The organism is Mesorhizobium sp. B2-3-5 (assembly GCF_006442395.1).
In the GTDB taxonomy this organism is placed as follows: domain Bacteria; phylum Pseudomonadota; class Alphaproteobacteria; order Rhizobiales; family Rhizobiaceae; genus Mesorhizobium.
This window is the reverse complement of record NZ_VFVX01000027.1, coordinates 33,467-45,556: the sequence shown is the minus strand read 5'-3', so window position 1 is coordinate 45,556 and position 12,090 is coordinate 33,467. Positions and strand designations below refer to the sequence as shown.

General features: G+C 62.2%; 11 protein-coding genes. All 11 read left to right on the top strand.

What is annotated here, in order from left to right:
• Positions 1-135: 135 nt before the first annotated feature.
• Positions 136-1,476, top strand: a complete 1,341-nt coding sequence (locus FJ958_RS24200; protein ID WP_140746160.1) for an extracellular solute-binding protein — start codon at positions 136-138, stop codon at positions 1,474-1,476.
• Positions 1,477-1,575: 99 nt separating this feature from the next.
• Positions 1,576-2,478 carry a sugar ABC transporter permease gene (locus FJ958_RS24195; protein ID WP_150833163.1) on the top strand — a complete coding sequence of 301 codons (903 nt, stop codon included), beginning with the start codon at positions 1,576-1,578 and terminating at the stop codon, positions 2,476-2,478.
• Positions 2,478-3,344, top strand: a complete 867-nt coding sequence (locus FJ958_RS24190) for a carbohydrate ABC transporter permease (RefSeq protein ID WP_140746154.1) — start codon at positions 2,478-2,480, stop codon at positions 3,342-3,344. Before FJ958_RS24195 ends, FJ958_RS24190 begins: the two co-directional genes overlap by 1 nt.
• Positions 3,341-4,810 carry an aldehyde dehydrogenase family protein gene (locus tag FJ958_RS24185; RefSeq protein WP_140746151.1) on the top strand — a complete coding sequence of 490 codons (1,470 nt, stop codon included), beginning with the start codon at positions 3,341-3,343 and terminating at the stop codon, positions 4,808-4,810. Before FJ958_RS24190 ends, FJ958_RS24185 begins: the two co-directional genes overlap by 4 nt.
• 41 nt (positions 4,811-4,851) lie before the next feature.
• A complete protein-coding gene (locus tag FJ958_RS24180) occupies positions 4,852-6,060 on the top strand; it encodes a sialidase family protein (RefSeq protein ID WP_140746149.1) in 1,209 nt (402 codons plus the stop codon).
• Between the two features lie 42 nt (positions 6,061-6,102).
• Positions 6,103-7,254, top strand: coding sequence for a sialidase family protein (locus tag FJ958_RS24175; RefSeq protein ID WP_181176498.1), 1,152 nt, complete (start codon positions 6,103-6,105; stop codon positions 7,252-7,254).
• Entirely contained in the window at positions 7,241-8,344 is a 1,104-nt protein-coding gene (locus FJ958_RS24170) for an ABC transporter ATP-binding protein (RefSeq protein ID WP_140746143.1), read from the top strand. The genes FJ958_RS24175 and FJ958_RS24170 overlap by 14 nt, the downstream gene beginning before the upstream one ends.
• A 142-nt stretch (positions 8,345-8,486) precedes the next feature.
• A complete protein-coding gene (locus FJ958_RS24165; protein ID WP_246679735.1) occupies positions 8,487-9,407 on the top strand; it encodes a dihydrodipicolinate synthase family protein in 921 nt (306 codons plus the stop codon).
• Between the two features lie 51 nt (positions 9,408-9,458).
• Positions 9,459-10,457 (top strand): ABC transporter substrate-binding protein, encoded by a 999-nt coding sequence (locus FJ958_RS24160; protein WP_140746137.1) that lies wholly within the window; start codon positions 9,459-9,461, stop codon positions 10,455-10,457.
• A 64-nt stretch (positions 10,458-10,521) separates the two neighbouring features.
• The gene (locus FJ958_RS24155; protein ID WP_140746134.1) at positions 10,522-11,289 is read left to right on the top strand and encodes an ABC transporter ATP-binding protein; all 768 of its coding nucleotides are present in this window, start codon (positions 10,522-10,524) and stop codon (positions 11,287-11,289) included.
• Between the two features lie 49 nt (positions 11,290-11,338).
• Positions 11,339-12,082: an ABC transporter permease gene (locus tag FJ958_RS24150; protein ID WP_140746131.1), complete on the top strand. Its 744-nt coding sequence runs from the start codon at positions 11,339-11,341 to the stop codon at positions 12,080-12,082.
• The last annotated feature ends 8 nt before the right edge of the window (positions 12,083-12,090 follow it).

The window sequence follows — 12,090 nt, the reverse complement described above, 5'->3', positions numbered from 1 at the left end:
CAACTATCTTGCGGCGGATTGACCAACACTACACCACGCCGAAAGCACTTCCTGGGATGGTGATCGGCGAGGGAACATAGAAAAATCAGGTTGAACAAACGTGGTAGGCCATCGCTTGCCGCGAGGGAGATTGTCATGGATTTCAATTTCTTGAACAAACCGCGGGTTCCGGTGAATCGCAGAACGCTTCTGCAAACGGCCGCGCTTACGGGAGCAGGTCTTGCCGTTCCACACTTCTGGACCGGTCGCGCCTGCGCGGCCAATCCGATCGAGATCGTCCACTGGAGTTGGCTGGCGGCTTCGGATGGCGAAGTCTGGGCCAAAATGATCGCCAATTTCAACGACGCACACAAGGACAAGGGCGTCCAGATCCGCATGGAGGTGGTCCCCGAAGAGCAGTATGTCACCAAGGTGCTCGCGGCATCGGCCACGGGCAAGGCGCCGGATTTCGGCTGGGGCACGGCCGGCAAGAGCGCTCAGCTGGCACGCGACGAAGTCACCGTGCCGCTTGACGACCTGATCGCCGCCTCGGGCCTCGACCTGAGCGATTTCAGTGCGTCGTCGATCGCCGCTTCACGCTATCCCAAATATGACAACAAGATCTTCATGGTCCCGATGGACCTGATGAGTCTTCAGCCGGAAATCAATACCGACCATGTCAAGGAAGCGGGCCTCGACATCAGCAAGCCGCCGACGGATGGCGCCACGCTTCTGGAATGGGCAAAGGCGATGACCAAGCGCGAAGGCGACAAGGTCACACGCTCGGGCATCATGATGACCGGCTCGGGCGTCCAGCCGACGGTAACCTGGGGTATTGTCGCCGAGCAGATGGGCTTCCAGCGCGCCAGCAACGACCTCAAGACCGCCTGCGTCAACCCCGAGGCAGGCAAGGCCGCGATGCAATGGGTGCTCGATCTTTTCGACAAGTATAAGGTTTCGACCCGCGACGTCACCGACCGCTACAAGGCTTTCGGCACCGGGCAGGGCTCGATCTTCTGGACCGGCCCATGGACGCTTGCCGGCTACGTGGCGCAGAAACTGCCCTTCAAAACCGTTCTGTTTCCCAAGATCGGCAGCAAGCTCGTCACCTATTTCGAGATGGGCGGGCTCGAGCTCTACAAGCAGGCCGATACGGGGCGCCACGAGGCCACGATGCAGGCCGTCAAATGGCTGTCGGACAACTCGTTCCTGTGGACGACTGTTGGACGGGGCGCCTCACCACGCAAATCCCTGCTGACACGTCCCGACTACAAGACCGCCGGCAGCCCATGGGATATCCGAGGCGCCTTCGTCGATGGCATGTCCTTCGCCTCGATCGGCGAAATCCCCGTCGTCAACGGCCCGAACTTCACCATCTACTCGGGTGGCAACTTCCTTGCCAAGACGCTTGAGGGCGTCTGGTCCGGGCAGACGACGATCGACGCGGCCATGCAGCAGATCCAGACGCAGTGGCAGGCTGACCTCGACGAGGGCTGACACGGGACGGCAATCATCTGCACATCGCCGACCCCCCTGCCCGTCGCGACCACGATCGCGACGGGTCCATAGGGCAATGGTCGCGGAAGAATGATCGACATGACGATGACAACCGCACAAAGCAGCGCCGGATCCATGCCCGAGCGCCACCAGACCGACCAGGCAGGCTATGTCCTGATCGCGTTCTTCGCGGTGCCGTTCTTCCTCTTCAACATCCTTCCCGTCCTCTTCGGCGTCTACGTTTCCTTCACGCGCTGGAGCATCGTGGGCTCGCCGAAATGGGTGGGTTTCAGCAACTACGCCACTGCCTTCAAGGATCAGTGGGTAGCGGAGGCCTTCAGGAACGTTTTTCTCTACGGCCTCATCATCGTTCCCAGTGTGACCGTGCTGGGCTTGCTCTTCGCGCTCTTCGTCAACAAAGGTTATCCGCTGTCAGGTCTGGCGCGCACGCTGTTCTTTGCCCCGACCGTGGTGTCGGCGACCGTGATCGGGCTCGTCTGGGTCTGGATGCTCGACACCCAGTACGGCCTCATCAACTACTATCTCTCCTTTCTCGGCTTCGACGATGTGCCCTGGCTGACATCCACGCGATGGTCGCTGGTCGGCGTCAGCATTGCCTCGGTCTGGTGGGACCTGGGATTGGCCTTCGTGCTGTTCCTGGCCGCGCTGCAGGACATTCCGGGCGAGATCATCGATGCGGCGCGGGTGGACGGCGCAGGCCGCTGGCAGCGCTTCAGGCATGTCATCCTGCCGCATTTGCGGCCCGTCGTCAGCATGATCGTGACGCTGCAGCTGATCGCAACGCTGCGCATTTTCAGTCAGGTTTACGTCATGACCAATGGCGGCCCGGCCAGCTCGTCGTCGTCGCCTATCCACTACATCTACAACCTCGCCATTGTCCGCAATCTGTTCGGCTACGCGGCCGCGGTATCCTTGTTGTTGTTCGCGCTGATCCTGGCGATCACGGTGGTGCAGCGCTTCCTTCTCAGGGAGCGCGTGTGATGAAGGCGTGGCTTGACGCGAAGCTCGACGAGCGCGGTCTGGAAACCGCCGATCTCCTGATCTGGCCACTCGGCATGGCGGTCGCGGTACTTTGGGCACTGCCCTTCGTCTGGATGCTTTCGACGTCGTTCAAATTTCCGGGCGACGTCATGACCAGGGATATCGAGTGGCTGCCCAGGCGTGTCACATTCGACAATTACATCAAGGTCTTCGAATACCCGGTGGTGCGCTGGGGCATCAACAGCGTCGTACAGGCGACGGTGTCGACCTTTCTGTGCGTGTTGTTCGGCGCGATGGCGGGCTATGCGCTGGCACGGATGCGGTTCCCCGGCCGCGACATGCTGTTCTACACCTTCCTGGCGTCGCTGATGATCCCGACCGAAGTATCGGTGATCCCGTTGCTGCTTGGCTTCGTCAAGATCGGCTGGGCAAGCACCTATCAGGCGCTGATCCTGCCTTCGATCGGCAATGTCTTCAGCGTCTACGTCTTCCGCCAGTTCTTCATGTCGTTTCCAAAGGAATTGGAGGAGGCCGCCAAGATGGACGGGGCTGGCCCCTTCAACCTGTTCTTTCGCATCGCGCTTCCGCTTGCCAGGGCGCCGGCGATCGCGGCTTCGGTCATTATCTTCACGCTGAACTGGAACAATTTCCTCTGGCCGCTGCTCGTCACCTTCGACGAGTCGATGAAAACCCTCCCTGTAGGCGTCGCCGCCTTCACCCCGGTGGTTGGAACACGCACGCAGATCGAGGGTTTCAGCATCGCGATGGCGGCGGTGACCATCCTCAGCATTCCGAGCCTGCTGCTGTTCTGCTTCCTGCAACGCTACTTCATTCAGGGACTGTCGCAAGGCAGCGTCAAGCAATGACCGAAAGAGCCTATTCCCGCGCCGATCTCGGGGGTCCGATCCCCGACGCGCATTTCATCGCCGGCCAATGGTGCAAATCCGCCGACGGCCGGACGTTCGAAACCATCGACCCCAGCAGCGAGCAGGTCCTGGCAAAGGCGGCGCGCGGCGATGCGAGCGACATCGACAAGGCCGTCCAGGCCGCGCATCGGGCCCAGCGTGGCGACTGGCGCGATGTTTCGCCGGCCGAGCGCGGCCGGCTGATCTTCAAGCTCGCCGATATGCTCGAAATGGATGCCGAGCGCTTCGCGCTGCTCGAGACGCTCGACGTCGGCAAGCCGGTCAGGGAGGCGCTCGGCGATGTCCGCGGCGTCTGCGCGACGCTGCGCTACAATGCCGGCGCGGCCGACAAGATGGAAGGCCAGACAGTTCCGCTCGGCCGCGACTTCGTCGACTTCACCATGTTGGAGCCGGTCGGCATCACCGCGCATATCGTGCCCTGGAACTACCCGCTAGGCATGGTGGCGCGCTCGGTGGCGCCTGCGCTTGCCGCTGGCTGCACGGCGGTGATCAAGCCCGCCGAACAGTCACCGCTCACCGCCCTCGCCTTCGCCGAACTCTGCCAGCGTGCGGGCTTTCCCGATGGCGTCGTGAATGTCGTGGCCGGGTTTGGCGAAGACGCCGGGGCCGCGCTGGTCTCGCATCCGCTGGTGCGCGGCATCACCTTTACCGGGTCGGTCGCAACCGGCCGTAAGATCTATTCCGGTGCTGCCCTGGGGCTCAAGCCCGTTGTCCTGGAACTCGGCGGCAAGAACCCGATGATCGTGTTCGAGGACGCCGATCTGGAACGGGCGGCGTTCGATGCGCTCGACGGCTGCTTCGGCAACAGCGGTCAGGTCTGTTCGTCGTCGTCGCGCCTCCTGCTGCATCGCTCGATCCGCGACGAGTTCCTCGACAGGCTCGCGGAAGGCGCCGCGAAGCTGACCGTCGGTCGAGGTCTGGACAATTGCGATCTCGGACCGCTGGTTTCGCAAGAACAATACGCCAAGGTGCGGTCCTATATCGAGGAGGGCAGCAGGGCTGGCGCAAAACTGCGTCTCGGCGGCGGCCGCCCGCGCGGGCTCAATGCTGGATACTTCATCGAGCCGACCATATTCGACGCCGTCGATCCGGCCAGCGCCCTCGCCCGCGAAGAGATATTCGGCCCGGTCGCCGTCGCCCTCTCGTTCGACACCCCGGACGAGGCGCTCGACATGGCCAACGGCCTGGATTTCGGGCTCGTCGCCGGCGTCTACAGCCGCGACATTTCCCGCGCCCTGTCGTTTGCCCGCGATATCGAAGCCGGCTCGGTGTGGATCAATGGCTGGTTCATCGGCGGCGTGCAGGCGCCGACCGGCGGCATCAAGGACAGCGGCATCGGCCGTGAGCGCGGCCTGCCGGGCATACGCAATTACCTCAGCACCAAGAACATCGGAATTCGGCTTTAGAGGCCGGAAAATCAAGACGTCCCAATAGAGGAAACCACGGAATGACTGTTATAAAAGACGTTGAGCACTTCACGATCTTCAAAGATCCGAAGCATTGCGTCAACCAGATCGCGACCAGACTTCTGAAGAACGGCGACATAGTGGCCGTATTCAATGAGGAGCGGTTTCCGTTCCATCACGACAGCGGCCAGACCCTGATGACCCGCTCGCAGGACGGCGGCAAGAGCTGGAGTGCGCCAAAGGTCGTTCTGCCCTGGTCGGAAACGCAGGGCAACTGGGACTGCGGCATCTGTGAGATGCATGACGGCACGCTGATCGTCAATCTGACCATAACGGGCTTCTTCAAGCGGGGCATCAAGCCCGAGCAGCCGTCGTGGAGCTCGCACCCCAACACCAAGGAATGGGGTGACTGGACCTGGGCCTACAAGACGCAGGCCTGGCTCGGCACCTTCGTCGTCAAGTCGAAGGACGGCGGCGAGACCTGGACCCAGCCGATCCCGGTCAATGTTCGCCCGCTCAAGCATGGCGGCTGCCGGCTCGGCTGCTGGGAGCTCCCGAACGGCTCGCTGCTGATGGGGCTCTACGGCCGCATCCATGGCTATGAGGAAGAGGGTGAGGGCGAAAGCACGCGTTCGGCGCTGATGCGCTCGGACGATGGCGGCGACAATTGGGAATACTTCTCCACGCTCGGTTACGACCCGGCCAGCATCATCGACTATGAGGAGCCTGGCCTGGTGCGGCTCGCCGACGGCAGGTTGGTCTGCTTCATGCGCACGCATGTCAATCCGACGAGCGATGCCAAGAACATGGTCATGATCGTCTCGGAGGATGACGGCTTCAGCTGGACGCCGCCGAAGTGGACCAACATCTGGGGCTATCCGCCGGAACTGATCGCGCTTCAGGACGGCCGCTACTTGATGGTCTACGGCTATCGCCGGCCTCCTTACGGCGTGCGCGCCATCATCTCCGACGACGGCGTCACCTGGGATGTGAAGAACGAATTCGTCATCCGCGAAGGCGGCGTGCCCGGCCAGACGGTGACCGAAACGCCGGGATCGAGCCGCATGTCGCCGGCATCGGGCAAGATCGAAGGCGGCGGCGTCGACTGGAACCACCCAGGCATCTATCAGCACATCGGCTATCCAAGCGTCGTCCAGGCGACGGATGGAACCATCGTCTGCTCCTACCATGAATGGAGCGATGATCCCAAACCGCTGCAATATGTCCGCTGCACACGCTTCCGGATCTGAGTCCAGGCGATGAAACCCGGCGCAGTACAGTCAAGACGGTCGATGGATCACCAAACGATCCATCGCGATCCGCATGCCTATAGCGCGCATCCGCATCTCGCGGTTGGCGCCAACGATAACTGGCTGCTGGTCTTCACGCAGTCTCGTCGCCACGCCGGGGTGCTGCACCCGCCGCAGGATCCGCTGTACCGCAACATGCTGATGCGTTCGGCGGACGAAGGCAGAAGCTGGTCGGCGCCTTCCGTCGTGCCCGGTTTCGGCTGGCAAGGCGTGGAATGCGCCGGGCTGACCCCATTGCGGTCCGGCGTGGTGTTGTTGAACCAGTGGCGGTTCGACTGGCACACGCTGGCTTACGCGGAGGCAAACCTCGCCCGCGACAGCTACAAGCGGCCCGAGGACCTGGTCGGGGCGAACGCCATGGCCGCCGAACTCGCTGATTGGACGCCCGAAAAAGCGACCATCGCCGAGCGCTATCCCTGGGCACGCGGCGGCGGCGAAACCTGGATGCATCGTTCGCACGACGGCGGCAAGACCTTCACCGCGTCGACACGCATCGACACGGCGCCGTTCAGTGGCGGATACGGCATGCGTGGCGGCGTCGAGCTCGCCGGCGACATCGTGCTGCCGCTTTGCGATGTGCCGAACTATGCCGCGGTTTTCACCGTGCGGTCGAGCGATGGCGGCGAAAGCTGGTCAAAGCCGCGACTTGTCGCGGCGGGCGAAGGCCATGAGTTCGAGGAACCGGCGCCGCTGTTGCTGCGCGGCGGCCGCATCGTCATGCTGCTGCGCGACAATCTCACCCGCGTCCTGCATGTCGTCTCATCCACCGACGCGGGACATTCCTGGAGCGCACCGTCGCCGACGGGAATCCACGACTATCCGGCCGACATGGTTGAACTCGCCGATGGCCGCATCGCCTGCGTCGCCGGCCGGCGCCGTGAGCCGTTCGGCATCACGCTCTACATGTCCAATGACCAGGGAAACAGCTGGAATCCGGCGCGCTCCCATGCGATGCGCTCGGGTCTGCCCAACCGGGATCTCGGCTATCCGTCGCTCGCACTGCGCGAAGATGGCAGTCTGTTCATCGTCTACTACGCACAGGATAGCGAAGGCGTGACGGGCATCCATGCCAGCGTCCTCGTGCCCGATGCTGAGGGCTGGCGCCAGGAAGGACCATCCCATGGCCAAGGTTGAACTTTCGGGCGTCAGCAAGAAGTACGGCGAAAAGGCGGTCATCCATGGTGTCGATCTCACCGTGGAGCATGGCGAATTCCTGGTCTTCATCGGACCGTCGGGCTGCGGAAAATCAACGCTGCTGCGCATGATCTGCGGGCTTGAACCGATCAGCGGCGGATCGGTTGTGATTGGCGGCAAGCCGATGCGCGGCGTGCCGCCGGCAAAGCGCGGCGTGGCGATGGTGTTCCAGAGCTATGCGCTCTACCCGCACAAGACGGTCGCCGAGAATATGGCGTTCTCGCTGCTGATGCAGGGCATGCCGAAGGCCGAGCGCGACCGGCGCGTCGCGGTCGTTGCCGAAACGCTTCAACTTGGACCGCTGCTTGGCCGGCTTCCCAAGGAGCTTTCGGGAGGGCAGCGGCAGCGCGTGGCGATAGGCCGGGCGATCGTGCGTGAACCGGAGGTCTTCCTGTTCGACGAACCGCTGTCGAACCTTGACGCCGAGTTGCGCGTGCAGATGAGGCTCGAGCTTGCCAAGCTGCATCGAAGCCTGGGCGCCACGATGATCTATGTCACGCACGATCAGACCGAGGCCATGACGCTTGCCGACCGGATTGTCGTGCTCCGGGACGGCGTGATCGAGCAGTTTGGAACCCCGACAGAGATCTACGACGCGCCCTGCAACCGCTTCGTGGCCGGCTTCATGGGTTCGCCCAAGATGAGCTTCCTCGAGGCCTTCATCGAGCGCGTGGAAGGCACACGGCTGATGCTTCAGATCGCCGGGACGACCGGCGGCGGCGTGGAACTCGAGTTAGAGCGCCCCACAGCGCTGACGGGCGGCGTGGTGGTCGGCTTGCGGCCGGAACATTTCAATGCGCGCCGAGCAGCCGGCCCCCGGTTGTTGGCCGATGTCGAGTTCGTCGAACGGCTTGGCGGGGAGAGTTTCCTGCATGCGCCCGCGCATCCGGCTGGCGCATTGGTCATGCGCCAGAGCGACGAGAACGACAGAAGCTCCGGCGCGGGCAAATACGAGATCGGCGTGAACTGGCGCAAGGCGCATCTGTTCGCGCGGGACGGAGGAGCAATTCCGCTTAAACGAGAGCCTTAGATCCAGCTGCTGTCAATCCAGAAGCCTGGAGAGGCCGCGGTCAACGCGAAACGAGCAGTGGCGAGCAGCGCGACCTACGGCCTGCACAAGGGAGATGACTTTGGACTTCGAAAAATTGAAATCACGCCTCGCGGGTTGCTACGTGACGATACCCACGGCATTCGAGGACAGCACCGGCTTTCCGGTTAGTCATCAGGCGATCAGGGCCTATGTGCGCTTCCTGATCGAAAATGGCCTTAACACTGAATATGCCACGCTGCTGGCTGGCGGGGCGGCGGGCGACTTTTCGACGATGTCGTTCGAGGAGCGGATCGGCGTCGGCGAAACCGTTGTCGACGAAGCACGGGGGCGTGTTCCCTTGGCCTTCGGCGGGCAATCGACCAGCACGCTGGAACTGGTGCGGCTGGCCCAGGCGGCGCAGTCGATGGAGTTTGATTTCCTGCAGGTCTCGTGCCCGTTCTACTTCACCCACACGGAAGCCGATTTCGAGGAGTTCGTCATGGCTGCGTCAAAGGCGGCGCCCCGCATCGGCATCATTGTCTACAATACGTTCTGGACATCGACGAGCCTGTCATTCGGCATGATCGACCGCCTTGCCAAGATCGACAATGTCGTCGGGCTGAAATGGGCGACGCCGCGAACGGACGCCATGGAGTTCGAGGACGTCACGTCCAATTTCTCCAAGCGCTTCACCATCATCGACAACAATCTGTTCTTTCCCTACTCGGCGATGCCGTCTCTGGGCGCGCAAGCCTTCGAGGTGCATCTGTGCAACTACTGGCCGGAATGGGGAATAAAGCTGATCGACGAGGTCAAGGCGCAGAACTACACCGAGATCGCGCGCATGATGGTGGAGGAGGCCATGCCGTTCTATAAGCTATGGGTCGAGATCGAGAAAGGCTACACGAGCGGTGACGGCTATCTCGACAAATTGTGCATGGAATTGATCGGACTGCCGTCGAGCCGCTGCCGCCCGCCGACGCGTGACATTCGCCAGAACTATCGTGCCAGGACACTTGACATGATGCGGGCCGCGGGCGTGCCACGCCTCGTGGCCAATTAGAAAAACATAGGGAACATAACAAGAAGCGACAAACCAAAAGGAGCGACTGCTATGACCAATTTGAAGAATTTGATGCTCGGAGCCGTGGCAACCACGATGTTGCTCGTCAGCGCCGCCAAAGCCGACGACGATGTGAAGTTACGCCTCAACTGGATGTATTACGGCTCCCATGCCGGCTTCGCCCTCGGCAAGGTGAAGGGTTTCTACAAGGATGCCGGAATCAATCTCGATATCCGTTCAGGCAACGGTTCGGGCTCCGCTCATCGCCTGGTCGCAAACGGCGACAGCGATTTTTCCTATGGCTCGTGCGGATCGATGGTGAACCTCGCCTCGCAGGGTGCCGCGCTGATCTCGGTCGCGGTGATCGACGCGATGGGATCGGATGCGATATTGGTTCGTCCCGACGCTGCCATCACCACGATATCCGACCTCAAGGGCAAGAAGCTGCTCACCACATCCAATGCCGGCGTCAACACGTTCTTTCCGATCGTCCTTTCCACGGCCGGCCTTGCGCCTTCCGACATCACGCTCACCAATGTGCCTGATGGCGCGCTCGTATCAAGCTATCTGCAAGGTGCCGGCGACGCGGTGGGAATGCTTGGCGGCATCGACGACAAGCCGGCCGAGATCAAGAAGAACGGCGGAGCCGCGCCGGTGGTCTTTCCTTATTCGAGCTATGGAGTGAACCAGATCGGATATTGCATCGTGGCTCGCAAGGAGATGGTCGCCAAAAACCCGGACCTCGTGAAACGGTTCGTGCAGGCGACCATCAAGTCATACAAGGCGGCCGCGGCCAATCCTGATGCGGCGATCGCGGCAATCGGCGACATCGTCGGGGGAACGATGAACGAGGACGAGGGAAAAGCGCAGGCCCGCGCCGTGCTCGATGTGACGCTCAGCCTTCTCTATTCGGCCGCGAACAAGGACAAGACGCTCGGCCTCAACGTGCCCTCCGATTGGGAAAGCATGGTGACCCTCATGAAGAAGTACAATGACCTCGACCCCAAGGTCGCGGCCACGCAGTTCTACACCAACGACTTCGTCAAGTAATCGGCGGACCGGAGTGGCTTGCCGTCACTCCGGTCCTCGCGCCGTGCAGTAACAGATTGGACCGATGAATCCGCTTATCGAACTTGAGGGCGTGCAGAAAGTGTTCGGATCAGGCCCCGGCGCCCTGCACGCGTTCGGACCGGTCGACCTAAAGGTCGAGAAGGGTGAGTTCGTCTCGCTGCTCGGGCCGTCTGGATGCGGCAAATCCACCCTCATGCTCATGATTGCCGGACTGCTCAACCCTACGAGAGGGCGCATCGCCATCGACGGGCGCACCGTCGCCGGGCCGCAGACCGACATCGGCATAATGTTCCAGGACAACACGCTGGTGCCGTGGCGCACCGTGCGAGGAAACATCGAGCTGCAGCTGGAACTGCGAGGCCTGTCGCTGGCCGACCATCGCGCCAGCGTGGACGAATTGCTTGTTTCTGTCCACCTCCAGGATTTCCAACGACGCTACCCGCACGAGCTCTCCGGCGGGATGCAGCAGCGTGCCGCGTTCTGCCAGGCATTGGTGCATCAGCCCGCGACCATGCTGCTCGACGAGCCGCTCGGCAAGCTCGACGCCATGACCCGGGAAGCAATCCGCACCGACCTGCAGGCGCTGTGGATGCAACGCCATCCGACAGTTGTGTTCGTCACCCACTCGATCGAGGAGGCTATCCAGCTCTCGACCCACGTCGCCATCATCACGCCGCGTCCCGGACGCATCGAACGCATGATTTCCGTCGATCTGCCCTTTCCGCGCGATTTCGAGGCCAAGAGCAGCCCGCAATTCATCGGCTACGTCCGGCAGGCACAGGAGATATTTCGCGGCTATGGCGTCCTCTGATCGACACCCGTCACCGGAGCGCGCCGCCCGCTGGATTGCGCGGTCCTGGATGTCCATCGCCTTCTTCGCGGCATTCTTCCTGGTCTGGCAATACGCAACGGTCTGGTTCGAAATCCCCCGCTACATCCTCACGCCCCCCTCGGTCATCGTCATGAAGGGTTGGGCGGATATCGACAGGCTGCTCTACTACACCTGGATCACCGGCGTGGAGGTGCTGCTAGGCTACGGGGTGGCGGTCATTCTGGCGCTACCGCTCGGCCTCGCCATCGCATTCTCATCTGTCCTGCGCCGCACGATCTATCCGTTTTTCGTCTGCGTCGAAATGGTGCCCAAGATCGCGTTCGCTCCGCTCTTCATCTCGTGGCTGGGTTTTGGCCTGCTGCCAAAAGTCATCATCGTCTTTCTGGTCTGTTTCTTTCCCATCGTACTCAACGCCATTCTCGCGTTCAGCTCGCTTAGCGAGGAGCTGTCGCGCTTCAGCGTCTCGACCGGCGCGGGCGTATGGCGCACCTTCGTCAAGGTCCGGCTGCCGGCCGCGCTGCCGCAATGCTTCGTCGGCTTCAAATACGCCGCGATCAACGCGACGGTCGGCGCCGCCATCGCGGAGTTCATCGGCTCGGACCAGGGGCTCGGCTTCTACATCCAGATCGTCACCGGCAACATGCGTCCAGACCTTGCCTTCGCGGGCATCTTTTTCCTGACAGTCCTGGGCCTCGCTCTATTCGGCGTGGTGACGCTCGCCGAACGCCTTCTCATTCCCTGGCACATCTCGGTGCGGCGCCAGTCACACTGAACTCTCAA

Excerpts from the sequence above, each read along its gene's own strand:
- FJ958_RS24200 (WP_140746160.1), top strand. The coding sequence starts at position 136 with ATGGATTTCAATTTCTTGAACAAACCGCGGGTTCCGGTGAATCGCAGA.
- FJ958_RS24195 (WP_150833163.1), top strand. The coding sequence starts at position 1,576 with ATGACGATGACAACCGCACAAAGCAGCGCCGGATCCATGCCCGAGCGC.
- FJ958_RS24190 (WP_140746154.1), top strand. The coding sequence starts at position 2,478 with ATGAAGGCGTGGCTTGACGCGAAGCTCGACGAGCGCGGTCTGGAAACC.
- FJ958_RS24185 (WP_140746151.1), top strand. The coding sequence starts at position 3,341 with ATGACCGAAAGAGCCTATTCCCGCGCCGATCTCGGGGGTCCGATCCCC.
- FJ958_RS24180 (WP_140746149.1), top strand. The coding sequence starts at position 4,852 with ATGACTGTTATAAAAGACGTTGAGCACTTCACGATCTTCAAAGATCCG.
- FJ958_RS24175 (WP_181176498.1), top strand. The coding sequence starts at position 6,103 with ATGGATCACCAAACGATCCATCGCGATCCGCATGCCTATAGCGCGCAT.
- FJ958_RS24170 (WP_140746143.1), top strand. The coding sequence starts at position 7,241 with ATGGCCAAGGTTGAACTTTCGGGCGTCAGCAAGAAGTACGGCGAAAAG.
- FJ958_RS24160 (WP_140746137.1), top strand. The coding sequence starts at position 9,459 with ATGACCAATTTGAAGAATTTGATGCTCGGAGCCGTGGCAACCACGATG.
- FJ958_RS24155 (WP_140746134.1), top strand. The coding sequence starts at position 10,522 with ATGAATCCGCTTATCGAACTTGAGGGCGTGCAGAAAGTGTTCGGATCA.
- FJ958_RS24150 (WP_140746131.1), top strand. The coding sequence starts at position 11,339 with ATGTCCATCGCCTTCTTCGCGGCATTCTTCCTGGTCTGGCAATACGCA.